Origin of the sequence: Streptomyces sp. R35 (assembly GCF_041053035.1) — a bacterium.
Classification (GTDB): domain Bacteria; phylum Actinomycetota; class Actinomycetes; order Streptomycetales; family Streptomycetaceae; genus Streptomyces; species Streptomyces lutosisoli.
Genome location: NZ_CP163440.1, coordinates 7,681,801 through 7,707,705 on the forward strand (window position 1 = coordinate 7,681,801; position 25,905 = coordinate 7,707,705).

A 25,905-nucleotide genomic window follows, 5' to 3' on the forward strand; every position below is an offset into this window, starting at 1 on the left:
GCAGCGTGATGTCCTGGAACGTACGGGGCTGAGGGCCGGAACCGAGGCCGCGGAGCGGGGGCCCGTAGAATCAGGCCCACCATGGCTTACCTCGACCACGCCGCGACCACCCCCATGCTCCCCGAGGCGGTAGAGGCACTGACCGCCCAGCTGAGCATCACGGGCAACGCCTCCTCCCTCCACGCCGCCGGCCGCCGGGCCAGGCGGACGGTCGAGGAGGCCCGCGAAACCCTCGCGGACGCCCTCGGCGCACGCCCCAGCGAGGTGGTCTTCACCTCCGGCGGCACCGAGGCCGACAACCTCGCGGTGAAGGGCCTGTACTGGTCCCGCAGAGACGCCGACCCGGCCCGCACCCGCGTCCTCGCGAGCCCCGTCGAGCACCACGCCGTCCTCGACGCCGTGCACTGGCTCGGTGAACACGAGGGCGCCACCGTCGAGTACCTGCCCGTCGACTCCTGTGGCCGCGTTCACCCGGACGCCCTGCGCGAGGCCATCGCCCGCAACCCCGACGACGTCGCCCTCGCCACGGTCATGTGGGCCAACAACGAGATCGGCACGCTCATGCCGGTCCGTGAACTGGCCGACGTCGCCGCCGAGTTCGGCATCCCGCTGCACGCCGACGCCGTCCAGGCCTTCGGCCAGGTCCCCGTCGACTTCGCCGCCTCGGGGCTCGCCGCGATGACGGTCTCGGGCCACAAGATCGGCGGCCCGTACGGCATCGGCGCGCTGCTGCTGGGCCGCGAGTACAGCCCCGTACCCGTCCTGCACGGCGGCGGCCAGGAGCGCCATGTCCGCTCCGGCACGCTCGACGTCCCGGCCATCGCCTCCTTCGCGGTCGCGGGTCGTCTCGCCGCCGAGCAGCGTGAGTGGTTCGCCCGCGAGATCGGCGCCCTGCGCGACGACCTGGTCGTGGCCGTGCGCAAGGCCGTGCCCGACGCGATCCTCGGCGGCGACCCGGCGGCCGGCGGGAGGCTGCCCGCCAACGCGCACTTCACGTTCCCGGGCTGCGAGGGCGACTCCCTGCTGCTCCTGCTGGACGCCCAGGGCATCGAGTGCTCCACGGGCTCCGCGTGCACGGCGGGCGTGGCCCAGCCCAGCCACGTCCTGCTCGCCACCGGCACCGACCCCGACCTCGCCCGCGGCACCCTCCGCTTCTCCCTCGGTCACACCTCCACGGAGGCGGACGTCGAGGCGGTGGCGAAGGCGATCGGCCCGGCGGTGGAGCGGGCGCGCACCGCGGGACTGACGTAGCGTCGCACGCCCCTCGACTGCCGGCGCCCTCAAGGCCGCCAAGGCCAAGCCGTGGCGGTCGAGGCTCTAGTGTCGACACTCTGCCCTAATCTAGGGTTCCTCTTTGAATAGGGGGTCCAACTGTCGACAGTGCATGTCCGTTGGTGCACACTGCGGGCTGTGCGGGAATTCCGTACAGCACCGTTCCTGCCGACGGAGGGCCGCCGTATGACCGTCGCGCCACCGCGCGAACGCCTGCTCACCCGGCGGAAGTTGTCCGAGCGGACCCCCAGCGTTGTCGCGGCCGACCACCGGCGCCGCCCTCGACGCGGCTGCCGCCGGCACTTCCACTGCCGGCGGCAGCCGTCCCGTGAGGCCGGGCCGGCCGTCCGTCACCCTCTAGTCGTCCGCCACCAGCTAGCTGTCCGTCACCATGAGGGCGGCCATCATGCCCTCGTCCTCGTGCTGGAGCAGATGGCAGTGGAGCATGTACATGTACGTGTCGTCGGTGAAGTCGGTGAACTTCATCGCGATCTTGATGGAGCCGCCGCCGACCACCTCGAAGGTGTCGAACCAGCCGAGGTCGACGCCGGTGGGCTCCTCACCGTTGATCTCGATCAGCTGGAACGGCACGTCGTGCAGATGGAAGGAGTGCTCCAGCTGCGTACCGTTGCTGATCGTCCAGACCTCCTCGGCGTCCAGCGTGGTGCTGATCATCGCCATCGAGGACATGCTGGTGCCCACGGAGCCGTTGATCGTCATGGCGCCGCCCGTGCCCTGGCCGAGAGTGATCGTCCGCGCGGTGAAGTCGCTCGTGTCGTACCGGCTGATGGAGTTGAGCGTGCTCGGCAGGTCGTCGGGTGTGTCGGAGGCGTCCGGGGTCACGGTCAGGAAGTCGTATGTGCCGCTTCCGCCGCGGATCCAGCCGGTGGTGACGACTGCCTGAAGCGTGACCGCGTCCTCGAGGTCGAGGACGAACTCGGCGCGGGCGCCCGCCACCAGGCGGATGGTGGTCACCTCGGTGGCCTCGGTGAGGTAGCCCTGGTCGGTGGCGATCTGGGTGAGCGTGCCGCCGTCGCTGCGCTGGACGGTCATGATGTCGGCCGGCGAGGCGTTGAGGACGCGGAACCGGGTGCGGGTCTTGGTGGCGGTGAAGCCGAGGGTGGTCGAGTCGACGTTGGTGCCGTTGCACAGCACCGGATAGCTGAGGCCGGAGCTGAGATAGCCCGTGACGTCGTACTTGATGTCGCCGCTGCTGTCGGACGCCAGACACTGCAGGATGATCGGGATGTCGTCGACGCCGTACTCGCTCGGCAGCGCGGCCGAGGTGTCCGAGTCGTCCTCGACGATGATCATCCCGGCCAGTCCGTGCACTACCTGCTCGGCCGTGGTGCCCAGGGCGTGCGGGTGGTACCAGAGGGTCTTGGCCTCGTCCTTGACCTCGAAGGTGGGGGACCAGGTCACGCCGTCGGCGAAGGCGTTCTGTGGGCCGCCGTCCATCTCGGCCGGGATGTGGGCGCCGTGGAAGTGGACGGTGGTGTCGTCGCCCAGGGAGTTGGTGATGTTCAGCAGGACCGTGTCGCCGTTGGTCCACTTCATGGTCGGGCCGAGGAACGACTGGTTGTAGCCGGCCGTCGTACTGGAGACGCCGCTGATCACCTCGCTCGTGCCGGTCTGCGCTGTCAGGGTGTAGGTGGTGGTGCTGTCGGACGTGGTGCCCTCCAGCAGGTCCGGGATGGTCAGGGTGCCGTCCGCGGCGGCGGCCTTGTTGTTGTTGCCGCCGGTCAGCAGGGAGAAGGCCGCGCCCGCCGCGCCGACGGCCCCCAGCCCGACCCCGGCCATCCCGCCGAGGAACTTCCGCCGGTGCAGGCCCTTGCCGCCCCGGCCCTTGGCCCCCTTGGTGTGCTCGCCCTTGTCGCCCCGGCCGCTTCTCGCGTGGGTGCCCTTGCTCTGCTGTCCCGCGCCGGAGGCGGGATCTGTGGTGTGGGTCATGGCCGTGGAGCCTTGGCCTAAGGGCTATGTAAAGACTTAGGCGAAGTTAGGAGCGAGCCGGGGAGGCTGTGGATGCGCCATGGATCGCCGCGGCCGTCAACTCCCTTGAAAAAAAGCCAAGTTGGCGTGCCGCAGGTCACGTGCGGGGTGGAGGGGCGGATCGGGCGGGAGGCTCTCACCAATTGTTCACGATATTGAGAACATGTGATCTGCATCACATGGCCCCTTGCTGACGTGATGTGCCCGACCCCGTCATATCGCTAGGCGGAAGCGGTTTTCGCCTCCCGCACCAGGCGTATGTACCGGTCCCAGTCCCAGTACCGCCCGGGATCGGTGTGGTCCGTGCCCGGCACCTCCACGTGCCCGATGATGTGCTTCCGGTCGACGGGGATGCCGTACCGCCCGCATATCGCGGCGGTGAGCCGCGCGGAGGCGGCATACATCGCGTCCGTGAACGACGAGGCGCGCTCCACGAAGCCCTCGTGCTCGATGCCGACGCTCCGTTCGTTGTACTCCCGATTCCCCGCGTGGAACGCCACGTCCAGCTCGCGGATCATCTGCGTGATGTGCCCGTCCTTGCGGACGACGTAGTGGGCGGCGGCGCCGTGCCCCGGGTCCTGGAAGACCTTCACCGCGCTCGTGAAGCTGCCCTGAGTGACATGGATGATCACTCGGTCTATGCCGTAGTCGTCGGGCCGGTCCGCGCGCCGCCAGTTCGCCGCGGACGCCGCCACCCACTGGGCGCCCCGGAAGTCGACCGCACCCGCTACCCGGGGCTTCTCCACGCCCGGCAGCCTCCACCACAGGTGGCCCAGCTTGTCGCGCGCCAGGGCGGCCGTGCCCAGGGCCGCCGCCGCACCGCCGATGAGCAGCGTCCGGCGCCCCACCCGACGGTCCGCGTCCTTGGCGCCGGCCTTGCCCTTGCGGCTCTGCGGCTTCCCCTGCTTCCCCTTTTTCTCCCCCATGCGATCTTCAACGGATACTCGCGGGCTCCGGTTCCCGCCGCCCCGTACCCTGGAGGGGTTATGACTGACACCTCGCAGCGCCCCCTCCGCGTCCTTGCCGCCATGTCGGGCGGAGTCGACTCCGCCGTAGCCGCCGCCCGCGCGGCGGAAGCAGGCCACGACGTGACCGGCGTACACCTCGCCCTCTCGGCGAACCCGCAGTCGTTCCGGACCGGCGCGCGCGGCTGTTGCACCATCGAGGACTCGCGTGACGCCCGCCGCGCGGCGGACGTCATCGGCATCCCCTTCTACGTGTGGGACCTCGCCGAGCGCTTCCGGGAGGACGTGGTCGAGGACTTCATCGCCGAGTACGAGGCCGGGCGCACCCCGAATCCGTGCCTGCGCTGCAACGAGAAGATCAAGTTCGCGGCCCTGCTCGACAAGGCGCTCGCGCTCGGCTTCGACGCGGTCTGCACGGGCCACTACGCCAAGGTGATCGTGAACGACGACGGCACGCGCGAGCTGCACCGCGCGTCCGACATGGCCAAGGACCAGTCGTACGTCCTCGGGGTGCTCGACGACCGCCAGCTCGCCCACGCGCTGTTCCCGCTCGGCGACACGGTCACCACGAAGGACGAGATCCGCGCCGAGGCCGAGCGCCGGGGCCTGGCCGTCGCCAAGAAGCCCGACTCGCACGACATCTGCTTCATCGCCGACGGCGACACCCAGGGCTTCCTCGCGAACCGCCTCGGCAAGTCCGAGGGCGACATCGTCGACGAGTCCGGCGCGAAGCTGGGCACCCACGAGGGCGCGTTCGGCTTCACCATCGGCCAGCGCAAGGGCCTGCGCATCGGCACCCCGGCCGACGACGGCAAGCCGCGCTACGTCCTGGACATCTCGCCGGTGAACAACACGGTGACGGTGGGCCCGGCGGCGTCCCTCGACGTGAACGGACTGACGGCCATCAAGCCCCGCTGGTGCGGCGCCGCTCCGACCGGTCCGGGCACGTACACCGCCCAGCTCCGCGCCCACGGCGGCGAGACGACGGTCACCGCCGAACTCGTCGACGGCGGGCTGGAGGTCGCGTTCACCGAGCCGGTCCGCGGGGTCGCGCCCGGCCAGGCGATCGTCCTGTACGACGGCACGCGCGTGGTGGGCTCGGCGACGATCGCGACGACCACGCGCGCGACGGCCACCGTCTGACCGGCCCCGCCGCCGGCTGGTCGGCAGGCGGAGACCGGCGCAGCACCCGCTAGCCGCCCTGAGCGGCCCCCGAGAAGAACTCCGTCAGGAGGGGGGCCAGTACCTGGGGGTCCACCATGTGGGTCTGGCCGTCCAGCGTGCGATACGTCCCGTCGGGCGCCGTGTCCGCGACGGTCCGGGCCGCCTCACGCATCCACTCGGGGCTCGCCCCGCCGGCGACGGCCAGTACGGGCACGGTGAGCGAGGCCAGGCGGTCGCGGGGCACCAGGCCGTCGCCCATCGCGGCGTTGTCGTACGCCAGCGTGGGCGCGATCGCCTCCATACCCGGCCACGCGGGGGACCGGCGGGCGCCCGCGATCATTTCCGGGGGAGTGCCGGCGAGCGCCATGAACAGCTCGACGGCGTCCCCGTGCCGGTCCTGGCCGAGGAGCTCGGTCAGTCGTTCCGTGTACTCCCGGCGCTCCTTGCCGCCGCCCTCGTACACGGCGAACGGCGTCTCGTAGACGGCGACCCTGCCGACCGGCAGCCCACTGGCCGCCGCCTCCAGGACCAGCGCGCCGCCCGACGAGATGCCGTAGAGCGCCGCGCTGCCCCCGGACGCCTCGATCAGGGCCGCGATGTCCTCGACCTCGCGGGCCACCGCGAAGGGCGCGGTGTCGCCGCTGTCGCCGCGGCCCCGGCGGTCGTACGTGAGGGCGCCGAAGCGGTCGGAGAGGGCCGACGCCAGGGGCGCCAGCGTGGCGCCCGTGCACATGGCGCCGCCGACCAGGACGACCGCCGGGCCGTCACCGTAGCGTTCGTACGCGATGGGGGTGCCGTCGCGCGAGATGGTTTTCTTGTCCATGCCGGTGGAGACCGCCGGCGGACCCGGAACTCATCGGGTCACCCCACTTCTACTTCGTAGAAGCAGAGGTGGTCCTTGATCGGGGAGACGTCGGGTTTGGGGTCGGGGTACGACCAGACCAGGTCGGCCGCGTCCGGGAGCGACCAGTAGGACGCGGTGCCCTTGAAGGGGCAGTGGGTGTGGGTGTCGGAGGGCGTCAGCAGGTCCAGACGGACGTCCTCGGCCGGGAGGTAGTAGCGCACGGGACAGCCGGTCTCGCGCAGCACCAGGGGGCGGTCGCTCTCCGCCAGCACCTGGCCGCCGTGCACTACGCGTATGTGCTCAGTGCCCTGCTCGATGGTGATCGTGTGTCCTTCAGCCATACCTGAAAAAGCGCTCGCGGGGCCCTGGTTCTTCCCGCGTACGGTGGCGGCATGAATATCTGCGTCTTCCTCTCCGCCGCCGACCTCGACGACCGCTACACGCGCCCCGCGCGGGAGTTCGCGAAGCTGATCGGGAAGGGCGGCCACACGCTCGTGTGGGGCGGTTCGGACGTCGGTCTGATGAAGGTGGTCGCCGATGGCGTGCAGGAGGCAGGCGGGCGTCTCCTGGGCGTCTCCGTGGACTTCCTGGCGGCCAAGGCCCGCGCGGGCGCCGACGAGATGGTGATCGCCCGGGATCTCGCCGAGCGCAAAGCGCTGCTCCTGGAGAAGGCCGACGCGGTGGTGGTCATGGTCGGTGGGACGGGGACGCTCGACGAGGCGACCGAGATCCTGGAGCTGAAGAAGCACGGGAAGACGGACAAGCCGGTGGTGCTGCTCAACACGGCAGGCTTCTACGACGGCCTGAAGGTGCAGTTCCGGCGTATGGAGGACGAGGGTTTCCTGCCGCGCCCGCTCGCCGACCTGGTGTTCTTCGCGGAGGAGCCGGCGGCCGCGCTGGCCTACCTGGAGGAGAGCCACGGCCCTCGGTGATGCGAGCATGGCGGACATGGCTACACATGTGATCACCGGGGCGGGCTCCGGCATCGGCGCGGCCGTCGCCCGCCGCCTCCACGCGCGCGGCGACGAACTCGTGCTGCACGCGCGCGACGCCGGCCGCGCCAAGGAACTGGCGGCCGAGTTCCCCGGAGCGAGGACTCTGGTCGGCGACCTGGCGGACCCCGACAAGCTCTCCTGGGCGTTCTCGCACCAGTCGCTGCCCGACCGGGTCGACTCCCTCCTGCACATCGCGGGCGTGGTCGACCTGGGCCCGGTCGGCGAGCTGACCCCCAAGGCCTGGCGCCACCAGCTCAACGTCAACCTGATCGCCCCCGCCGAGCTGACCCGCCACTTCCTGCCCCAACTCCGCCTCGGCCAGGGCCACGTGCTCTTCGTCAACTCCGGCGCCGGCCTCAACGCCCACGCCGACTGGTCCGCGTACGCGGCTTCCAAGCACGGCCTGAAGGCCCTCGCGGACTCCCTGCGCCACGAGGAACACGCGAACGGCGTCCGCGTCACCTCCGTCTACCCCGGCCGCACCGCCAGCCCCATGCAGGCCAAGGTCCACCAGCAGGAGGGCAAGCAGTACGACGCCTCGAAGTGGATCGACCCGGAGTCGGTGGCGACCACGATCCTGATGGCCCTCGATCTGCCGCGGGACGCGGAGGTCAACGATCTGACGGTGCGACCGGGGCGCTGAGCTGCACCCCGGAGCGTTACGTAGGCTTTCGGGGTGAGCGAAAACAGCGAGTTCAGGTTCGGTTCCGCGACCGGTGTCGGATCCATGCCCGGCGGTGACGCGCGGGAGGCCGCCAAGACGGTCGTGGGGTCCTGCGAGGACTTCCCGTTCCTTGCGGAGCTGCCCGCGCGGGGGCCCGGCGCCGACATGATCGGGCGGACCGCCGGGATGCTGGTCGAGCTGTACGCGCGCGTGGAGCCCAGCGGCTGGCGGCTCGGGGACCGACCGGGGCGGGACACCAGGCGGGCCAGGTCGTGGCTCGGCGAAGACCTCGACGCGCTGGAGGAGTTCACGCAGGGGTACGAGGGTCCGCTCAAGGTGCAGGCCGTCGGTCCGTGGACCCTCGCCGCCGCGCTGGAGTTGCGGAACGGCGAGGTGGCCCTGGCCGACGCGGGCGCGTGCCGGGATCTCGCCGGATCGCTCGCCGAGGGGCTGCGCCTGCATCTCGACGAGGTCCGGCGGCGCGTCCCCGGTGCCCAGCTCGTCCTCCAGCTCGACGAACCCTCGCTCATCGCCGTGCTGCGCGGGCAGGTCAAGTCCGCCAGCGGCTACCGGACTCACCGCGCCGTGGACCGGCAGGTCGTCGAGGCCACGCTCCGCGACGTCATCGGGGTTCACGACGGCGGCCCGGTCGTGGTCCACTCGTGCGCACCGGACGTGCCGTTCGCCCTCCTGCGCCGGGCGGGCGCCGCGGCGATCTCGTTCGACTTCTCACTCCTCACCGAGCGTGACGACGACGCGATCGGGGAAGCCGTGGAAGGCGGTACGCGGCTCTTCGCCGGTGTCGTCCCCAGCGTGGACGGCCCGTTGTCAGACCCTGCCGGTAGCGTCATGGGTGTCAGGACGCTGTGGCGCAGGCTGGGGCTGCAACCGGGCCTTCTCGCGGAGGCGGTCACGGTCACTCCGTCGTGCGGGTTCGCGGGGGCTTCCCCCGACTTCGCGCGCAAGGCACTCGCCCACTGCGTCCGGGCGGCGAGATCCCTCGCGGACAACCCTGAGTAACGGGAGGACAACACGGTGGCCGGCGAAAAGCACGCAGAGACCGCCTCAGCTTCGCAATCCGTACCCGCCGAGGCATGGGAGAAGCACGCGCAGCTCGCTGAGCAGATCGAGGAGCACCGCTTCCGGTACTACGTGAACGACGCTCCCGTCGTCAGCGACGCGGAGTTCGACAAGCTGCTGCGTTCCCTCGAAGCGATCGAGGAGGAGCACCCCGAGCTGCGCACCCCCGACTCGCCGACCCAGAAGGTGGCCGGGGCGTACGAGACGGAGTTCACCTCCGTCCAGCACCGCGAGCGCATGCTCTCCCTCGACAACGCGTTCACCGACGAGCAGCTCGCCACCTGGGCCGAGCGGGTCGCCAAGGACGTGGGCACCTCCGACTACCACTTCCTGTGCGAGCTGAAGGTCGACGGCCTCGCGGTCAACCTCACCTACGAGCACGGCCGCCTCACCCGCGCGGCGACCCGCGGCGACGGCCGCACGGGCGAGGACATCACCCCCAATGTCCGTACGATCGGGGAGATTCCGGACCGTCTGAAGGGCGACCGCATCCCGGACCTCGTGGAGATCCGCGGCGAGGTCTACTTCCCGATGGAGAAGTTCGAGGAGCTCAACGCCCGCCTTTTGAAGGCCGGTGACAAGCCCTTCTCCAACCCGCGCAACGCGGCGGCGGGTTCACTGCGCCAGAAGAACCCGCGCGTCACCGCGACCCGCCCGCTGCACATGGTGGTGCACGGCATCGGCGCCCGCGAGGGCTTCGACATCGACCGCCTCTCCCAGGCGTACGACCTGCTGAGCGAGTGGGGTCTGCCGACCACGCAGTACGCCAAGGTGGTCGACGACCTCGACGGCGTGCGGGAGTTCATCGCGTACTACGGAGAGAACCGTCACTCCGTGGAGCACGAGATCGACGGCGTGGTCGTCAAGCTCGACGAGATCCCCCTCCAGGGACGGCTCGGCTCCACCTCGCGCGCGCCGCGCTGGGCGATCGCCTGGAAGTACGCGCCCGAGGAGGTCAACACCAAGCTGATCAACATCCGCGTCGGCGTGGGACGTACGGGCCGCGTCACGCCGTACGCGCAGGTCGAACCGGTCACGGTCGCCGGCTCGGAGGTCGAGTTCGCCACCCTGCACAACCAGGACGTGGTGAAGGCCAAGGGCGTCCTCATCGGGGACACGGTCGTGCTGCGCAAGGCCGGTGACGTCATTCCGGAGATCCTCGGCCCGGTCGTCGACCTGCGCGACGGCACCGAGCGGGAGTTCGTGATGCCCGCCGAGTGCCCCGAGTGCGGTACGGCGCTGCGGCCGATGAAGGAGGGCGACATCGACCTGCGCTGCCCGAACGCAAGGACGTGCCCGGCCCAGTTGCGCGAGCGGCTCTTCTACCTCGCGGGCCGCAAGGCGCTGGACATCGACCACTTCGGGTACGTGGCGGCCGCGGCCCTCACCAAGCCGCTGGAGCCGGCCGAGCCGCCGCTGGTGGACGAGGGCGACCTCTTCGACCTCACCATCGAGCGGCTGCTGCCCATCAAGGCGTACGTCCTCGACCAGGACAGCGGCCTGCCCAAGCGCGACCCGAAGACCGGCGAGGAGAAGATCGCCACGGTCTTCGCCAACCAGCAGGGCGAGCCGAAGAAGAACGCGCTTGCGATGCTGGACACCATCGCGGCCGCCAAGGACCGCCCGCTCGCCCGCATCCTGACGGGTCTGTCGATCCGTCATGTCGGGCCGGTCGCGGCGGAGGCGCTGGCGCGCGAGTTCCGCTCCATCGACCGGATCGAGCAGGCCACGGAGGAGGAGCTGACCGCGGTCGACGGCGTGGGCGGGATCGTCGCGAAAGCCCTGAAGGAATGGTTCGCCGAGGACTGGCACGGCGAGATCATCCGTAAGTGGCGGGCCGCCGGCGTTCGTATGCAGGATGAGGGCTCCGGCGAGGACGAGGGGCCGCGTCCGCTCGAAGGGCTCACCGTTGTCGTCACTGGCACGCTCGAACACCACACGCGGGACGGCGCGAAAGAGGCCCTGCAGAGCAGGGGAGCGAAAGTGACCGGTTCTGTTTCGAAGAAGACAGCTTTCGTTGTGGTGGGCGACAATCCTGGTTCGAAGTACGACAAGGCAATGCAGTTGAAGGTGCCGGTTCTGAACGAGGAGGGCTTCGCCGTCCTGCTCGAACAAGGGCCGGACGCGGCAGCGGAAGTCGCGCTTCCGATCGAGGAATAGCGGTTGAAGGCCACCCGTTCGGCGCATATCAGATGCATACGGGTGGCCGGGTCGCATTCGGGCAACCGTCGACGACCGCTGCCCGTGGAAGCCTTCTGCGGCCTACTGTTGAGCTGTGCGCCTGCCGTGCCCAGCTGCGGCTGGGGCATCCCCTGCTCTTGAAGAGTCTGGGGAAAGGCTTTTCAGACGCGGCGCCGTTGGCAGTTGTCGCCGGCAACGGACCGCGTGGCGTGGGCACCGCCGGCTGTGAGAGGGACGGGAATGGAACCGACCGAGAGCGCCGCCCCTGACTCACGCCTGCGCCTGCGCCGGATGACCGGCACGTGGCTGGCCGGCCTGCGGACGGTGCGGTCTTCGGAACACCCCGGCACTGGCGGACCCGGCTCCGCGCCCCTCACGGCACCCACCGCTCCCGGCGTCGGCAGGCTCACCGCGGAGCGTGCCACCGGACCGACCGGCCACGACGCCGAACGGCACATGTCCTGGCCCGCACTGCCCGCGGCGGTCGTCGCAATAGCCGGGTTCGTCCTGGGCGCCGGCTTCTACCGGGCGTTCAGCGGCGACCACGCGCTCTTCCCGTCCGGCGCCGTCGGCTGGTCGCTGGCCGTGCTGACCGGCATCATCGTCGGCCACCTGGTCGCCCTCGGCCGGGCCCGCTGGTGGGGCGGCACCGGCTCCGGCGCGGCGCTCACCCTCTCGGTCCTGCTGCTGTACGGCTGGGTGCCCGCCGGCATGGTCAGCCTGACCGTCGTCGTCCTGGTCGGCATCGCGCGCCGCAACCGCTGGCGCCAAGGCCTGCTGCACGGCGCGGCCGACATCCTCGGCATCGGCGCCGGAGCGCTGGTCCTCGCCGTGTTCGGGCGGTTCCCCACCGTCGAGACACCCTGGAACCCGGAGAGCTGGACGCTCTACGCCGCACCCGAGGTGGCTCTGGTCGCCGCCGCGTATCTCGCGGTCACCCGCGCCCTGCTCTGGTACCTGCACGCGCCACGCACCGGCGGCCTGCCCACCGTCGCCCGTACGGCGCTGGTCAGACAGGGGCTCGTCGCGGTCGCACTGCTCGGTATCGCGCCACTGATCTGTGTGGTCGCCATCGCGCAGCCCATACTGCTGCCGCTGTTCTCGATCCCGCTGATCGCCCTCGACTCCACGCTGTGGATCGCCCGTGCGCGGGCGGAGGAGCAGCTGCGCGATCCGCTGACCGGGCTGCCCAACCGGCAGTGGCTGCTGGAACGTACATGGACGGCTCTGGACGATGCCGAGCGCATCGGTGCGCGTTCCGCTCTGATGCTGATAGATATGGACCGATTCCGTTCCGTGAATGACACGTTGGGGCATCTCGCCGGGGACCGGCTGCTCCTTCAGATAGCCGACCGGCTGAGGCTGGCGCTGCCGCGCGGGGCGGAGGCCGCGCGGCTCGGCGGCGACGAGTTCGCCGTGTTACTGCCGGTCGCCGACTCCACGACGTCGGCCACGCGGGTCGCCCGCAATCTCGTCGCCGCGCTCGGCTCGCCGCTCGACCTCGACGGGCTCACCCTCGTCCTGGAGGCCAGCGCCGGGCTCGCCGTCTTCCCCGACCACGCGCTGGACGCGGAGGGGCTGCTGCGGCGGGCGGACGTGGCGATGTACCAGGCGAAGCGGGACCGTACGGGGGTGGAGGTGTACGAGTCCAAGCGGGACTCCAACACCCCGGACCGGCTCGGTCTGCTCGGCGATCTGCGCCGGGCCCTCGACGCCGGCGACGTCGAACTGCACTACCAGCCGAAGGTCCGCTTCGACGGACAGGTGGCCGGACTAGAGGCGCTGGTCCGCTGGGTGCATCCCGAGCGCGGGAAGGTACCGCCGGACGAGTTCATCGCCATCGCCGAGTCGTCCGGGCTGATGCCGCACCTCACCGAGTACGTGCTGGAGACGGCGCTCGGACAGGTCGCGCGCTGGCGGGCGCAGGGCCTGCACGTGCCGGTGGCCGTCAATGTCTCGCCGCGGGACGTCCACACGCCCGGGTTCGCCGGAGCGGTCGCCGCCCGGCTCGCCCGGCACGGGGTCCCCGCGGGGTCGTTGCAGCTGGAGATAACGGAACACGTCCTCCTGGAGGACCCGCAGCGGGCCGCGGACACCCTGGCCGGGCTGACCGGGCACGGGGTGAAGATGTCGCTGGACGACTTCGGTACGGGGTACTCGTCGCTGGTGCACCTGCGCCGGTTGCCGGTGAGCGAGCTGAAGATCGACCGGTCGTTCGTCGCGCGGCTCGCCGTGGACAACGAGGACGCGGAGATCGTGCGCTGCACCGTCGATCTCGCGCACTCGCTGGGGCTGCTGGTCGTCGCGGAGGGTGTCGAGGACGACGAGACGTGGGAGCGGTTGCGGGATCTGGGGTGTGACGCTGTGCAAGGGTGGCTGGTCGCCGCCGCGATGCCGCCCGACGAGGCCACTGCGTGGCTGCTGGCCCGTGGGTCCCGGGGGTGGCAGCGGCCGCGGGCCGCCTTGCCGGCCGCCGAGTAGCTTGACGGTTCGCTGTCGGGTGCGGGTGCGTGGGGGTTCCGCGTTGTTCTCCCACCCGCGCACCGCCCGTGGCGGTCACCAGACAAGTGGAGCTCTCCCGCGGGGGTTCCTCACCGCCGGCGTCCGCGCCTCGTCGATCGCGTCCCACCGCCCGCATCCCATCGGTTCGCGTCCCACCATCCGCATGCCGTCGTTCCTCCACGACTGACGTCCGCGCCTCGTCGTTCACGTCCCGGCGTCCGCGCCTGGTCGTTCGCGTCCGGCCGTCTGCGTCCTGGCGTCCGCGCCTGGTTGTTCGCGTCCCACCGTCTGCTTCCCACCGTCTGCATTCCGCCGTCCGCATCCCGCCGTCCGCATCGCGTCGTTCTTGCCGCGTCAGGAGCGGCGCCCCGGCAGGGGCGCGGGGAACTGCGCGGCCGGCCACACCCGGCCCGCAGGTTCGGACGGTGGTGTGGCCCCCCTACGGACAGCCGCCGGCGGCGATGAACCCCCGCAGGAGACCCGCACCTTGGCAGCGAAGTGTCACGGGCGGTGCGCGGGTGGGAGACCCCCCGGATGAAACCCGGGCGCAGGCACCACCCCCGGCGCCATAGGATTGGGCCCAAACCACACACACTCACCCCAGAGGATCGCTGCATGCCTGGCATCACGCGCGAGGAGGTCGCCCACCTCGCACGGCTGGCGCGTCTGGAGCTGAAGGGCGAAGAGCTCGACCACTTCGCAGGCCAGCTCGACGACATCATCGGCGCGGTCGCCCGCGTCAGCGAGGTCGCCGACCAAGACGTACCGCCGACCTCTCATCCGCTGCCGCTGACGAACGTCATGCGCGCGGACGAGGTCCGTCCGTCGCTCACCCCCGAGCAGGCGCTCTCCGGCGCCCCGGCCCAGGAGCAGCAGCGTTTCAAGGTGCCGCAGATCCTGGGGGAGGACTAATCACCATGACGGACACCAACGTCAACATCATCAAGCTCACCGCGGCCGAGATCGCAGGCAAGATCGCCGCCGGCGAGCTCACCGCCGTCGAGGTCACCGAGGCCCACCTCGCCCGGATCGAGGCCGTCGACGAGAAGGTGCACGCCTTCCTGCACGTCGACCGTGAGGGCGCCCTCGCCCAGGCCCGCGCCGTCGACGCGAAGCGCGCCAAGGGCGAGAAGCTCGGGCCGCTCGCCGGTGTGCCCCTCGCGCTCAAGGACATCTTCACCACCGAGGGGATCCCGACCACCGTCGGTTCGAAGATCCTCGAAGGCTGGATTCCGCCGTACGACGCGACCCTCACCAAGAAGCTGAAGGCCGCCGACGTCGTCATCCTCGGCAAGACCAACATGGACGAGTTCGCCATGGGGTCCTCCACCGAGAACAGCGCGTACGGCCCGACCGGCAACCCCTGGGACCTGACGAAGATCCCCGGCGGCTCCGGTGGCGGGTCCAGCGCCGCCCTCGCCTCCTTCCAGGCACCCCTCGCGATCGGCACCGACACGGGCGGCTCCATCCGCCAGCCCGCGGCCGTCACCGGCACGGTCGGCGTCAAGCCGACGTACGGCGCCGTCTCCCGTTACGGCATGGTGGCGTTCTCCAGCTCCCTGGACCAGGGCGGGCCCTGCGCCCGTACGGTCCTGGACGCCGCCCTCCTGCACGAGGTCATCGCCGGGCACGACCCGCTCGACTCGACCTCCATCGACGCCCCGGTCCCGCCGGTCGTCGAGGCCGCCCGCAACGGCAGCGTGGCGGGCATGCGCGTCGGCGTCGTCAAGCAGTTCCGCGGCGAGGGCTACCAGGCCGGTGTCGTGCAGCGCTTCGACGAGGCCGTCGCCGTACTCAAGGAGCTGGGCGCCGAGATCGTCGAGCTGGACTGCCCGTCCTTCGACCTGGCGCTCTCCGCGTACTACCTGATCGCCCCGTCCGAGTGTTCGAGCAACCTCGCCCGCTTCGACGGCCTGCGCTACGGCCTCCGTACCGGCGACGACGGCACCCGCTCCGCCGAGGACGTCACCGCCCTCACCCGTGAGGAAGGCTTCGGCCCCGAGGTCAAGCGCCGCATCATGCTCGGCACGTACGCGCTCAGCTCCGGTTACTACGACGCGTACTACGGCTCCGCGCAGAAGGTCCGTACGCTCATCACGCGCGACTTCGAGAAGTCGTTCGAGAAGGTCGACGTCATCGTCTCGCCGACCACGCCGACCACCGCCTTCCCGATCGGCGAGCGCGCCGACGACCCGATGGCGATGTACCTCGCGGACCTGTGCACCATCCCGACCAACCTGGCCGGCAACTCCGCGATGTCGCTGCCCTGCGGTCTCGCGCCGGAGGACAACCTCCCGGTCGGTCTGCAGATCATCGCCCCGGCGCTGAAGGACGACCGGCTGTACAAGGTCGGCGCCGCCGTCGAGGCCGCCTTCGTGGAAAAGTGGGGGCACCCGCTGCTCGAGGAGGCTCCGTCGTTGTGAGTAAGGCACTGTCCAAGGCCAAGGGCTTCAAGAAGTCCAAGTCCGGTACGTACCTGTCCATGGCGACCACCGCGTTCGGGGCCGTCAGCGTCGCCAAGCAGGTCAAGAAGGCCCGCTTCGAGCACGACACGCTGCGCCTCATCGACGCGGCCGTGTCCGCCGCCGCCATCGTCACCGGCCTCGCCATCCTCTACCGCGAGCTGAAGCGGTTGGGCGACGACGACGTCCTGCTGGGCTGAGAGGGAAGTTTTCACCGTGACCACCACGACCGACCTGGTGTCGTACGAGGACGCGCTGGCGTCGTACGACCCCGTCATGGGCCTCGAAGTCCACGTCGAACTCGGCACCAGGACCAAGATGTTCTGCGGGTGTTCGACCGAGCTGGGCGCCGAGCCCAACTCGCAGACCTGCCCGACCTGCCTCGGCATGCCCGGCTCGCTCCCGGTCGTCAACGCGACCGGCGTCGAGTCCGCCATCAAGATCGGTCTCGCGCTGCACTGCGAGATCGCCGAGTGGTGCCGCTTCGCCCGGAAGAACTACTTCTATCCGGACATGCCGAAGAACTTCCAGACCTCTCAGTACGACGAGCCGATCGCCTTCAACGGCTATCTCGACGTCCAGCTGGAGGACGGCGAGGTCTTCCGCGTGGAGATCGAGCGCGCCCACATGGAGGAGGACACCGGTAAGTCGCTGCACGTCGGCGGCGCGACCGGCCGTATCCACGGCGCGTCCCACTCGCTGCTCGACTACAACCGCGCGGGCATCCCGCTCATCGAGATCGTCACCAAGCCGATCGAGGGCGCGGGCGAGCGTGCTCCCGAGGTCGCCAAGGCGTACGTCGCCGAGCTGCGCGAGCTCATCAAGGCGCTCGGTGTCTCCGAGGCCCGCATGGAGCAGGGCCAGATGCGCTGCGACGTGAACCTGTCGCTGCGTCCGCACGGCCGCGAGAAGTTCGGCACGCGCTCCGAGACGAAGAACGTCAACTCGCTGCGCTCCGTGGAGCGTGCGGCCCGCTTCGAGATCCAGCGCCACGCCGCGGTGCTGAACTCCGGCGGCACGATCATCCAGGAGACCCGCCACTTCCACGAGGACACCGGGTCCACGACCTCGGGCCGCGTGAAGGAGGAGGCCGAGGACTACCGGTACTTCCCGGAGCCCGACCTGGTCCCCGTCGCCCCGTCCCGCGAGTGGGTCGAGGAGCTGCGCGCCGGTCTGCCCGAGCAGCCGCTGGCCCGCCGCAACCGGCTGCGCGAGGAGTGGGGCGTCAACGCCCACGACATGCAGTCGATCCTCAACGCCGGTGCCATCGACCCGATCGTCGCCACGATCGAGGCCGGCGCGGACGCCGCGTCCGCCCGCAAGTGGTGGATGGGCGAACTGGCCCGCAGCGCCAACGAGTCGGGCAAGGCCCTGGAGGACCTGCCGATCACCCCGGCGCAGGTCGCCCGGGTCGCCGAGCTCGTCGTCTCCGGCGATCTGAACGACAAGCTGGCCCGCCAGGTCATCGAAGGCGTTCTCGCGGGAGAAGGCACCCCGGACGAGGTCGTCGAGAAGCGCGGTCTGAAGGTCGTCTCGGACGAGGGCGCGCTGACCGCCGCCGTCGACGAGGCCATCGCCGGGAACCCGGGCATCGCCGACAAGATCCGCGGCGGCAAGATCCAGGCCGTCGGCGCGCTCGTCGGTGCGGTCATGAAGGCCACCAGGGGCCAGGCCGACGCGGCCCGCGTCAAGGAGCTCATCCTGGAGAAGCTGGGCGTCAGCGAGGGCTGAGGTCAGGGTTTTCCTACTCCCTAGGGGGATACATCGGTTGCGATGTATCCCCCTAGGTGCGTCAACAGCCGCACAGGAGTGCGCGCTACGCTCCCGCGCCATGGGTGGAAGCACAGACTCCGAGACGCGCGACGCCACAACGCAAGACTTTGAGACGCATGACGTGGAGGATCCGGCGCAGGAGGCGCGGCGGGCCCGCTGGACGGCGGTCGGGGCGGGAGCGCTGCTGGCCGTCGTCGGCCTCGCGGCGTCGGCGCTGCGCTCCACCGGTTCCCAGACCGCGCTCATACCCGTCTCCTACGCCTCGGGGGCCGCCCTGTGCGCCGGAGCGTCGGTGCTCGGGTCCCGGGGGCGCACCAGGCGGGCCCTGTGGCTGATGGTCGCCGGAGTGATGGTCATGGCGATGGGTGACCAGTTCGACTGAGCGATACCGCGCGGGGCGACAGAGTTCACGGGAATGTCCTGTGAGTTGGCTCGCACTCATGTGAATAAGCCCATGAATGAGGCAAACGATCACTTCCGGCTGTAAGAGTGATGTCGCATAAGTCATGCGTTCTTTGCGGGCGGTTCCCGGTAAAGATCCACAAAACACCCAGGGAGCTAGTCCGTGGCAGCCCTCGCACGTTGGTGTGTCCAGCACCGCCTCGTCGTCGTTCTGCTCTGGCTTCTCGCCCTCGGCGGTGTCACCTCCGCCGCTGCCGTCACGGGCTCCGCGTACTCGAACGACTACGAAGCCCCCGGCACCGAGTCGGGCCGCGCCACCCAGCTTCTGCGGGACGGCTTCCCGGGCCTCGGCGGCGACAGCGACACCGTCGTCTGGCACACCAGCCCCGGCACCGTGCGCTCCTCGGACGTCGAACAGACCATGACCCGGGCCCTGGACAAGATCTCGACCCTGCCCGGCGTGGCCTCCGTCGTCAGCCCCTACGAGGGCCAGGGCTCGGGCCAGATCAGCGCCGACGGACGTACGGCCTACGCCACCGTCACCTTCCACGACCAGGCCGAGAACATCGACAAGGGCGACGCGCAGGCCGTCGTGGACACCGCGAAGGCCGCCGAGGCCAAAGGGCTCCAAGTGGAGCTGGGCGGCAGCGCGATAGGGCTCACCAGGTCGTCGGGCGGGCACCTCTCCGAGATCGTCGGCGTGGTCGTCGCCGCCGTCGTCCTCTTCCTCGCCTTCGGCTCGCTCGCCGCCTCCCTGCTGCCCATCGCCACCGCCCTGGTCGGCGTCGGCACGGCGTACGCCGGAATCGTGCTCCTCGGACACGCCATGACCGTCGCCGACTTCGCGCCCATGCTCGGCATGCTGATCGGACTCGGCGTCGGCATCGACTACGCGCTGTTCATCGTGACCCGGCACCGGCGCGGGCTGAAACGAGGTCTCCCGGTGGCCGAGGCCGCGCGGAACGCCGTCGCCACCACAGGGCGCGCGGTCGTCTTCGCGGGCGCCACCGTCTGCATCGCCCTGCTCGGCATGCTCATCCTGCGGCTCGGCTTCCTGAACGGCGTGGCGATCGCCGCCTCCTTGACCGTCGTCCTCACCGTCGCGGCCGCCGTGACGCTGCTGCCCGCGCTGCTCTCCTTCATCGGTCCACGCGCGTTGAGCCGCCGCGAGCGGCGCAGGCTCTACGAGCACGGGCCCGAACCGGAGCTCCCGACCGGGTTCGCCGCCCGCTGGTCCGTCTTCGTGGAACGGCACCCCAAGCTGCTGGGCGCGGTCGCCGTCGTCGTCATGGCGCTGCTCGCGCTGCCCACGTTCTCGCTCCACCTCGGCACCTCCGACCAGGGCAACGATCCCAAGTCGGCGACCACGCGAGCGGCGTACGACCTGATCGCTGGGGGCACCTCCCGGTCGAGCGAAGCCGAGACTGGGGGAGGTTTCGGTGCCGGCGTGAACGGCCCCCTCACCCTCGTCACGAAGGTCGACGGCGCCGAGGACAAGCTCGCGCTCGACAACCTGGACGCCACACTCCGGGCGACCAAGGGCGTCGCGTCGGTGACCCCGGTGACGTACAACACTGGTGGCGACACCGCCTACCTCACCGTCGTCCCGTCCTCCGCGCCGCAGTCCCAGAAGACCAGCGATCTCGTGGGCAGGCTGCGGACGGACGTCCTGCCGCGGGCCGAGGCGGACACCGCGCTCGATGTGCACGTGGGCGGTGTGACGGCCAGCTACGACGACTTCGCGGACGTCATCGTCGGCAAACTCCCGCTCTTCGTGGGCGTCGTCATCGGCCTCGGCTGCATCCTCCTGCTGCTCGCCTTCCGTTCGATCGGCATCCCCCTGAAGGCCGCCGTCATGAACATCGCCGCCGTGGCCGCCGCCTTCGGAGTCGTCGTCGCGATCTTCCAGTGGGGCTGGGGCAGCGAACTGCTCGGCCTCGGCCGCGCGGGCCCGATCGAACCCTTCCTGCCCGTGATCATGGTGTCGGTCCTCTTCGGGCTCTCCATGGACTACCAGGTCTTCCTGGTCAGCCGGATGTACGAGGAATGGCTGGAAACCGGCGACAACCGGCGCGCCGTCCGGGTCGGCCTCGCCGAGACCAGCCGTGTGATCAACTCCGCCGCCGTCATCATGATCTCGGTCTTCCTCGCCTTCGTGCTCAGCGGCGACCGCGTCATCGCGATGTTCGGCATCGCCCTCGCCTCCGCCGTCGCCCTCGACGCCTTCGTCCTGCGTACGCTCCTGGTGCCCGCCCTCATGCACCTGCTGGGCGGCGCCAACTGGTGGCTGCCCCGCTGGCTCGACCAGCGGCTGCCGCGCATCAGCATCGAGCCGCCCGAATGCCGCGCCGCCCATGAGAGGCTGGCTGCGGTGACGGACTCCGAGGTGGCGGACGTACTGGCGAAGGAGCGGCAGCGGGATGTACGCGATATCTCTGGGTGACGACGGAGCGGAACTGCGGCCCCTGGAACCGTGGCACGCAGAGGAGTTCCTGGCGCATCTGGACCGGGGCAGGGAGTTCATCGGCCGGTTCATCCCCTTCGGGACGAAGGCGACGGACGTCGCGTCCACGCGGGTCATGCTCCAGAGGTACGCCGACATGCGCGCCGCCGACACCGGGTCCCTGCACGGTCTGTGGCTGGACGGGAAACTCGTGGGCGGGGTGCTCTTCCTGAACTTCGACGCGGAGCGCGGCAACAGCGAGGTCGGGTGCTGGCTGGAACCCGACGGCACCGGGCGCGGGCTCGTCACCCGTGCGATGCGGGTGCTCCTCGACTGGGCCTTCGAGGAGCGCGGGATCCACCGGATCGAGTGGATCGCCGCCTCCCGGAACGAGCCGAGCCTGAACGTGGCACGCCGGCTGGGCATGAGCCGGGACGGGGTGCGCCGGGAAAGCCACCTCTACCGGGGCGTACGGCACGATCTCGAGGTGTGGTCCCTCCTCGCCCCCGAATGGCGTGAGGCACGCGCGCGTGCCGCTCACAACGATCATTAAGGGACCTCTCAGAGAGCGTCCGTACCGTGCGGGGTATGGGAACCAAGACTGTTGACGAGGCCGGGGTCGAGACCGGCACCGAGGCGAAGAGCGACCAGGAGACGGTGGACGTCACCAAGACCGACGTCACCAAGGCCGACGAGGCGACGGAGACCGAATCGGACGCCTCGGCCGGCGCTCCTGACGACGACGAGGACGGCTACGACGAGGACGGGGCCGGGGACGACCAGTCCGAGGCGATCGCCGACAAGACCTCCGCGGGAGTCGGCCAGGGTGCCGCCGCGGTCGTCTCGGCCGCCCTGGGCCTGGTCTCGCTGACCGGCAGCTGGCTCGGCACCGTCGGGCAGGCCCGCGACTCGCTGTACGGGCAGCTGGAGACCGCGTCGACCGCCTCCGTCTCCACGCAGATCAAGCAGGTCTACGCCGACTCGTGGAACGTCAACGCGTTCGTCGCCGGCCTCTTCGCGCTGACGGCCCTGATCGTCGCCGTCGTCGTGCTGGCCCGGCCGGCGTTCGGGAACCCCGACCGGGTGCAGGCCCCGTGGATCAAGTCCGTCGCCTGGGCGGGTGTCTCGCTCGCGATCATCGGTCTGCTGCTGGCCGTCCTCAAGTACACCGACATCCTCATGTCCATGCCGTCCACCTGAGCACCTGCTGCCCGGGTTTCTGAGGGGCCTTAGGTCCGGCGTAAGACACTTACGCCGGACCTAAGGCCCTTCGCATGCGCAAGATGCGGAACTCTCCCGATGTGGCGCACCCCCCTGGGAGAAGAGAGTTGAGGCATCGCAAACGAGCGAGGCCGAAACCGACTCTTCACGAGGGGCACAAGATGTTCGAGTACGAGCTTCACCAGATCCGATCCGCCGAGCTGATCCGCGAGGCCCAGAACCACCGTCTGGTGCAGGAGGCCCTCCGCGGCCGCCGTGCCGCCCGCCGCGCCGCCGCGCGTGAGTCCGGGCAGAACGACACGGAGGGGCAGTCGCATAGCGACCGTCCCCGCCGGCACCGGTTCGCCCGCGCCGCATGAGCGGCGGGGCACGGGAGGACAGCCGCGCCACCGGCGGCCGTCCTCCCGTGACGGTGGAGAGCGGCCGTACGGGGGTCGGCCGCCTCCTGGAACACGAAGGCCGCCAGGCCGGAACAACGGCCGCTCTGCCGATAACCGGTGCCGCGCTGTCGGACCCCTGTGCGATGCTCGGGCCTGTGGAGACCAGGTCCGTCAGCCCGGTGTTCGTCGGACGCACCGACGAATTGGGGGTGTTGAACGAAGCGCTCGCGCGCGCCGCCGGTGGGGATACCCCGCCGGCGTCGAGCGCTGCGGGAGAGCCCCAGGCGTTGCTGCTCGGCGGCGAGGCCGGGGTCGGAAAGACCCGCCTGCTGGAGGAGTTCGCCGCCGCGGCCGCTCGCGAGGGTGCCGTCGTCGTGAGCGGCGGCTGCGTCGAGATCGGCGCCGACGGACTCCCCTTCGCACCGTTCTCCACCGCCCTGCGCGCGCTGCGCCGCATCCTCCCCGACGAACTCGCCGCCGCGGCCGCCGGACAGGAGGAGGAGCTGGCCCGGCTGCTGCCCGAGCTGGGCGAGGCACCCCGGGGACAGCGGTACGACGAGGAGGGCATGGCCCGCCTCTTCGAACTCACCGCCCGTCTCCTGGAGCGCGTCGCCGCGGACCGCACGGTCGTCGTCGCCCTCGAAGACCTGCACTGGGCCGACGCCTCCACCCGCCACCTGCTCGCCTACCTCTTCCGCACGCTGCGCACCGGCCGCCTGGTCGTCGTCGCCAGTTACCGCGCCGACGACATCCACCGCCGCCACCCGCTGCGGCCCCTCCTCGCCGAGCTCGACCGCCTCCGCACGGTCCGCCGCATCGAACTCAGCCGCTTCAGCCGCGCCGAAGTCGGCCGCCAGATCGCCGGAATCCTCGCCCACGAACCCGACCCGGCCCAGGTCGACGAGATCTTCGCCCGCTCCGACGGCAACGCCTTCTTCGTCGAGGAACTCGCCGTCGCCGCCCACGAAGGCTGTCGTACGGGACTCACGGACACCCTGCGCGACCTCCTCCTCGTACGGGTCGAAGGCCTCCCCGAGAGCGCCCAGCGCGTCGCCCGGATCGTCGCCGAGGGCGGCTCCACCGTCGAGTACCGGCTGCTGGCCGCCGTCGCCCGGCTCGCCGAGGACGACCTGATCGAGGCGCTGCGGGCCGCCGTCGGCGCCAACATCCTGCTCGCCTCGCCCGGCGGCGACGGCTACCGCTTCCGGCACTCCCTGGTCCGCGAAGCCGTCAGCGACGATCTGCTGCCCGGCGAGCGCTCCCGCTTCAACCGCCGCTACGCCGAGGCCCTGGAGGCCGACCCGACACTCGTACCGGCCGACGAGCGGACCACCCGCCTCGCCAGCTACTGGTACCACGCCCACGACGCCGCCAAGGCCCTGCCCGCCGTCCTCGACGCCTCCGTCGAGGCCCGCCGCCGCCACGCCCACTCCGAGCAACTGCGGCTCCTGGAGCGGGCGATGGAGCTGTGGGACATCGCCCCCGACGCCGTACGGGCCGAACTGCGCCCCATCGACTACGTGGAGGTCTATCCGCCCTGCGGCTGCGACCCCGCCACCACACCCCTGCGCTATGTCGACCTGATGGCCGAGGCCGCCGTCGCCGGCCGCCTGTGCGGGGAGCGCGAGCGCGCCCTGAAGATCACCAAGAAGGCGGGGCGCCTCCTGGAGGACGAGGGCGACCCGCTGCGCGCCGCCTGGTTCTGGCTCCAGCGCTCCCGGCTGACCCAGTTGCTGGTGCGCGGCGACGGCTGGAAGGAGCTCGCCACCGCCCAGGACCTGGTGCGCGGCCTCCCGCCGTCCGAGGTGCACGCCGAGGTGCTGTCCATGGTCGCCTCCTGGTGCATGCTGCACGAACCGGGCCCCGGCGCCCTCTCCGCCGCCGAGCGCGCCGTGGAGTACGCGCGCATGGTGGGCGCCCGCGACACCGAGCTGAACGCCCGGCTCACGCTCGGCGGCCTCATGGTCGACGCGGGGGACATCGAGGCGGGACTCGCGGAGATGTACGAGGTCAAGGAGCAGGTGAACCGGTCCGGCGCCGCCTATGTCGTCGGCCGCGTGCACATCAACCTCCCGTCCAACCTGGAGTCGGTCGGCCGCTCCCGCGAGGCCGTCACGGTCCTGCGGGAGGGCGTCGAACTCGCCCGCAGGAACGGTCTGCTGGACACCCAGGCATGGGTCTGGGGCAACCTCTCGGAGTCGCTCTACGCGCTCGGCCAGTGGGACGAGGCCGTCGAGGCCGGGCGGAACGCTCTGGGTATCGGGCTCGGCGGCAAGGCGTCCGGCGTCGGCGCCTCCCGCCTGGCACCCGTCGCCCTCGCCCGCGGCGACCTCGCCGAGGCGGGACGCCAACTGGCCGCAGCCCGCGGCCACTTCGGCACCCACAGCCCCATGCCCCAGCATTCCCTGCCGCTGACGTGCACAGCGATCGGCATAGCCGCCGACGAGGGCCGCCTCCTCGACGCCCGCGCCGAACTGCGGCAGACCCTGGACATGGGCTTCCCGCCCGGCACCCAGCGCTACGCCTGGCCCCTGCTGCGCGCCGCCGCCACCGCCGAGGCCGACGCCCGCGGGCTGCCCGTCGCCGAAGCGGCCCGCGCCGAGACCGTCGAACACATCCGCACCGCCGCGAAGTCGCTGGCGACCGGCGCGCCCATCTGGCTCGCGTACGAGCAGTGGGTGCGCGCCGAACTCCAGCGCGCCGAGGGCGTGACCACGCCGCACGACTGGTCCGAGGCGGTCACCGCCTTCGAACCCCTGGAGCGCCCCTACGACCTCGCCCGCGTCCGCCACCGTCTCGCCGAGGCCCTGCTGACCTCGGGCGCGGACGACGACGACCGCGACCGCGCCACGGAACTCCTCCGGCTGGCCCGGGCGACCGCCGACCACCTCGGCGCGCGCCCGCTCGCCGACGCCGTCGCGCTGCTCGCCCAGCGGGCCCGCCTGACCCTGACCCACACCCGCGAAGCGTCCGCCCTCGCCCCCGTCGACCCGGCGGCGGCGCTCGGCCTCACCAGCCGCGAGCGCGATGTCCTCCGCCTGGTCGCCGCCGGCCGCAGTAATCGCCAGATCGCGGAGGAACTCTTCATCTCCCCTAAGACGGCCAGCGTCCACGTCTCGAACATTCTGGCCAAGCTGGACGTCTCAGGACGGGGGGAGGCGGCGGCCCTGGCGCATCGGCTGCGGCTGTTCCCACCGGAGGCCCGCGCTGCCCAGGCGGCGGGCTGACGCCTACGCTGTAAGGGATCCGGGCCGAGGGAGGCGCCGTGTTCAACATGTTCGAGGAGCTCTTCGCACCAGGCCGCAAGCACACGAACGATGAACGCAAACGTCTGGAACTGACCCGAGTGGACCTGAACGACGGCGACCCGGGCCGCGGCCCCATAGACCTGTCCTCGGGCAAGGTGGTCGTACGACTGCCGAAGCCGGAGCCCGGGCAGGAGCGGGCGGGCACGGCCGGGGAACCCGTGGCCGAGCGTGCGCCGGAGTCCGGGCGTGTGCCCGAGTCCGGGCGTGAGTCCAAGTCCGAGCCCGACGCGTCCTGAGGCTCCGCGCGCCTGCTTCACCTC

At 70.9% G+C, this 25,905-nt stretch carries 22 protein-coding genes; 18 read left to right on the plus strand and 4 right to left on the minus strand.

Going from position 1 to position 25,905, the window contains the following annotated elements:
* The first annotated feature begins 81 nt into the window (after positions 1 to 81).
* Entirely contained in the window at positions 82 to 1,251 is a 1,170-nt protein-coding gene (locus AB5J50_RS34900) for a cysteine desulfurase family protein (protein WP_327431899.1), read from the plus strand.
* 396 nt (positions 1,252 to 1,647) lie between these two features.
* On the opposite strand, the gene AB5J50_RS34905 is transcribed toward AB5J50_RS34900, so the two are convergent.
* Complete coding sequence (locus AB5J50_RS34905) at positions 1,648 to 3,222, minus strand: multicopper oxidase family protein (RefSeq protein ID WP_369262420.1); 1,575 nt, start codon at positions 3,220 to 3,222, stop codon at positions 1,648 to 1,650.
* Between the two features lie 260 nt (positions 3,223 to 3,482).
* Positions 3,483 to 4,187, minus strand: a complete 705-nt coding sequence (locus AB5J50_RS34910) for an N-acetylmuramoyl-L-alanine amidase (RefSeq protein ID WP_369262422.1) — start codon at positions 4,185 to 4,187, stop codon at positions 3,483 to 3,485.
* A gap of 60 nt (positions 4,188 to 4,247) precedes the next feature.
* Here AB5J50_RS34910 and mnmA point away from each other — a divergent pair, with 60 nt between their 5' ends.
* The gene (mnmA, locus tag AB5J50_RS34915) at positions 4,248 to 5,369 is read left to right on the plus strand and encodes a tRNA 2-thiouridine(34) synthase MnmA (protein ID WP_369262423.1); all 1,122 of its coding nucleotides are present in this window, start codon (positions 4,248 to 4,250) and stop codon (positions 5,367 to 5,369) included.
* A 49-nt stretch (positions 5,370 to 5,418) separates the two neighbouring features.
* On the opposite strand, the gene AB5J50_RS34920 is transcribed toward mnmA, so the two are convergent.
* Positions 5,419 to 6,213: an alpha/beta fold hydrolase gene (locus tag AB5J50_RS34920; RefSeq protein WP_369262424.1), complete on the minus strand. Its 795-nt coding sequence runs from the start codon at positions 6,211 to 6,213 to the stop codon at positions 5,419 to 5,421.
* A 38-nt stretch (positions 6,214 to 6,251) separates the two neighbouring features.
* Positions 6,252 to 6,575, minus strand: coding sequence for a DUF427 domain-containing protein (locus AB5J50_RS34925; RefSeq protein ID WP_369262426.1), 324 nt, complete (start codon positions 6,573 to 6,575; stop codon positions 6,252 to 6,254).
* A gap of 51 nt (positions 6,576 to 6,626) precedes the next feature.
* Here AB5J50_RS34925 and AB5J50_RS34930 point away from each other — a divergent pair, with 51 nt between their 5' ends.
* The 16 genes from AB5J50_RS34930 to AB5J50_RS35005 all read left to right on the plus strand — a co-directional run bounded on the left by AB5J50_RS34930 (position 6,627) and on the right by AB5J50_RS35005 (position 25,881).
* Positions 6,627 to 7,166 (plus strand): TIGR00730 family Rossman fold protein, encoded by a 540-nt coding sequence (locus tag AB5J50_RS34930; RefSeq protein WP_369262428.1) that lies wholly within the window; start codon positions 6,627 to 6,629, stop codon positions 7,164 to 7,166.
* Between the two features lie 7 nt (positions 7,167 to 7,173).
* Positions 7,174 to 7,872, plus strand: a complete 699-nt coding sequence (locus AB5J50_RS34935; protein ID WP_369262429.1) for an SDR family oxidoreductase — start codon at positions 7,174 to 7,176, stop codon at positions 7,870 to 7,872.
* Positions 7,873 to 7,905: 33 nt separating this feature from the next.
* Positions 7,906 to 8,913 carry a methionine synthase gene (locus tag AB5J50_RS34940; protein ID WP_369262431.1) on the plus strand — a complete coding sequence of 336 codons (1,008 nt, stop codon included), beginning with the start codon at positions 7,906 to 7,908 and terminating at the stop codon, positions 8,911 to 8,913.
* A gap of 15 nt (positions 8,914 to 8,928) precedes the next feature.
* Entirely contained in the window at positions 8,929 to 11,133 is a 2,205-nt protein-coding gene (gene ligA, locus AB5J50_RS34945) for an NAD-dependent DNA ligase LigA (protein WP_369262432.1), read from the plus strand.
* A gap of 261 nt (positions 11,134 to 11,394) precedes the next feature.
* Positions 11,395 to 13,635: a putative bifunctional diguanylate cyclase/phosphodiesterase gene (locus tag AB5J50_RS34950; RefSeq protein WP_369262433.1), complete on the plus strand. Its 2,241-nt coding sequence runs from the start codon at positions 11,395 to 11,397 to the stop codon at positions 13,633 to 13,635.
* 636 nt (positions 13,636 to 14,271) lie between these two features.
* Positions 14,272 to 14,568 carry an Asp-tRNA(Asn)/Glu-tRNA(Gln) amidotransferase subunit GatC gene (gatC, locus tag AB5J50_RS34955; protein WP_015036350.1) on the plus strand — a complete coding sequence of 99 codons (297 nt, stop codon included), beginning with the start codon at positions 14,272 to 14,274 and terminating at the stop codon, positions 14,566 to 14,568.
* A gap of 5 nt (positions 14,569 to 14,573) precedes the next feature.
* Positions 14,574 to 16,079 carry an Asp-tRNA(Asn)/Glu-tRNA(Gln) amidotransferase subunit GatA gene (gatA, locus tag AB5J50_RS34960; protein WP_369262434.1) on the plus strand — a complete coding sequence of 502 codons (1,506 nt, stop codon included), beginning with the start codon at positions 14,574 to 14,576 and terminating at the stop codon, positions 16,077 to 16,079.
* Positions 16,076 to 16,318, plus strand: coding sequence for a hypothetical protein (locus AB5J50_RS34965; protein ID WP_369262435.1), 243 nt, complete (start codon positions 16,076 to 16,078; stop codon positions 16,316 to 16,318). The genes gatA and AB5J50_RS34965 overlap by 4 nt, the downstream gene beginning before the upstream one ends.
* Positions 16,319 to 16,334: 16 nt before the next feature.
* Complete coding sequence (gene gatB / locus AB5J50_RS34970) at positions 16,335 to 17,849, plus strand: Asp-tRNA(Asn)/Glu-tRNA(Gln) amidotransferase subunit GatB (RefSeq protein ID WP_369262436.1); 1,515 nt, start codon at positions 16,335 to 16,337, stop codon at positions 17,847 to 17,849.
* A gap of 100 nt (positions 17,850 to 17,949) precedes the next feature.
* Positions 17,950 to 18,273 (plus strand): hypothetical protein, encoded by a 324-nt coding sequence (locus tag AB5J50_RS34975; protein WP_369262437.1) that lies wholly within the window; start codon positions 17,950 to 17,952, stop codon positions 18,271 to 18,273.
* Positions 18,274 to 18,456: 183 nt separating this feature from the next.
* Positions 18,457 to 20,736 (plus strand): MMPL family transporter, encoded by a 2,280-nt coding sequence (locus AB5J50_RS34980; RefSeq protein ID WP_369262438.1) that lies wholly within the window; start codon positions 18,457 to 18,459, stop codon positions 20,734 to 20,736.
* Positions 20,714 to 21,289, plus strand: coding sequence for a GNAT family N-acetyltransferase (locus AB5J50_RS34985; protein ID WP_369262440.1), 576 nt, complete (start codon positions 20,714 to 20,716; stop codon positions 21,287 to 21,289). Before AB5J50_RS34980 ends, AB5J50_RS34985 begins: the two co-directional genes overlap by 23 nt.
* A 35-nt stretch (positions 21,290 to 21,324) precedes the next feature.
* Positions 21,325 to 21,936 (plus strand): hypothetical protein, encoded by a 612-nt coding sequence (locus AB5J50_RS34990; protein WP_369262442.1) that lies wholly within the window; start codon positions 21,325 to 21,327, stop codon positions 21,934 to 21,936.
* Positions 21,937 to 22,118: 182 nt separating this feature from the next.
* Positions 22,119 to 22,316, plus strand: a complete 198-nt coding sequence (locus tag AB5J50_RS34995; RefSeq protein ID WP_369262443.1) for a hypothetical protein — start codon at positions 22,119 to 22,121, stop codon at positions 22,314 to 22,316.
* A gap of 164 nt (positions 22,317 to 22,480) precedes the next feature.
* Positions 22,481 to 25,564 carry an AAA family ATPase gene (locus tag AB5J50_RS35000; protein WP_369265599.1) on the plus strand — a complete coding sequence of 1,028 codons (3,084 nt, stop codon included), beginning with the start codon at positions 22,481 to 22,483 and terminating at the stop codon, positions 25,562 to 25,564.
* A gap of 38 nt (positions 25,565 to 25,602) precedes the next feature.
* The gene (locus AB5J50_RS35005) at positions 25,603 to 25,881 is read left to right on the plus strand and encodes a DUF6191 domain-containing protein (RefSeq protein WP_369262445.1); all 279 of its coding nucleotides are present in this window, start codon (positions 25,603 to 25,605) and stop codon (positions 25,879 to 25,881) included.
* The last annotated feature ends 24 nt before the right edge of the window (positions 25,882 to 25,905 follow it).

Excerpts from the sequence above, each read along its gene's own strand:
- AB5J50_RS34900 (WP_327431899.1), top strand. The coding sequence starts at position 82 with ATGGCTTACCTCGACCACGCCGCGACCACCCCCATGCTCCCCGAGGCG.
- AB5J50_RS34905 (WP_369262420.1), bottom strand. The coding sequence starts at position 3,222 with ATGACCCACACCACAGATCCCGCCTCCGGCGCGGGACAGCAGAGCAAG.
- AB5J50_RS34910 (WP_369262422.1), bottom strand. The coding sequence starts at position 4,187 with ATGGGGGAGAAAAAGGGGAAGCAGGGGAAGCCGCAGAGCCGCAAGGGC.
- mnmA (WP_369262423.1), top strand. The coding sequence starts at position 4,248 with ATGACTGACACCTCGCAGCGCCCCCTCCGCGTCCTTGCCGCCATGTCG.
- AB5J50_RS34920 (WP_369262424.1), bottom strand. The coding sequence starts at position 6,213 with ATGGACAAGAAAACCATCTCGCGCGACGGCACCCCCATCGCGTACGAA.
- AB5J50_RS34925 (WP_369262426.1), bottom strand. The coding sequence starts at position 6,575 with ATGGCTGAAGGACACACGATCACCATCGAGCAGGGCACTGAGCACATA.
- AB5J50_RS34930 (WP_369262428.1), top strand. The coding sequence starts at position 6,627 with ATGAATATCTGCGTCTTCCTCTCCGCCGCCGACCTCGACGACCGCTAC.
- AB5J50_RS34935 (WP_369262429.1), top strand. The coding sequence starts at position 7,174 with ATGGCGGACATGGCTACACATGTGATCACCGGGGCGGGCTCCGGCATC.
- AB5J50_RS34950 (WP_369262433.1), top strand. The coding sequence starts at position 11,395 with ATGGAACCGACCGAGAGCGCCGCCCCTGACTCACGCCTGCGCCTGCGC.
- gatC (WP_015036350.1), top strand. The coding sequence starts at position 14,272 with ATGCCTGGCATCACGCGCGAGGAGGTCGCCCACCTCGCACGGCTGGCG.
- gatA (WP_369262434.1), top strand. The coding sequence starts at position 14,574 with ATGACGGACACCAACGTCAACATCATCAAGCTCACCGCGGCCGAGATC.
- AB5J50_RS34975 (WP_369262437.1), top strand. The coding sequence starts at position 17,950 with ATGGGTGGAAGCACAGACTCCGAGACGCGCGACGCCACAACGCAAGAC.
- AB5J50_RS34985 (WP_369262440.1), top strand. The coding sequence starts at position 20,714 with ATGTACGCGATATCTCTGGGTGACGACGGAGCGGAACTGCGGCCCCTG.
- AB5J50_RS34990 (WP_369262442.1), top strand. The coding sequence starts at position 21,325 with ATGGGAACCAAGACTGTTGACGAGGCCGGGGTCGAGACCGGCACCGAG.
- AB5J50_RS34995 (WP_369262443.1), top strand. The coding sequence starts at position 22,119 with ATGTTCGAGTACGAGCTTCACCAGATCCGATCCGCCGAGCTGATCCGC.
- AB5J50_RS35000 (WP_369265599.1), top strand. The coding sequence starts at position 22,481 with ATGCTCGGGCCTGTGGAGACCAGGTCCGTCAGCCCGGTGTTCGTCGGA.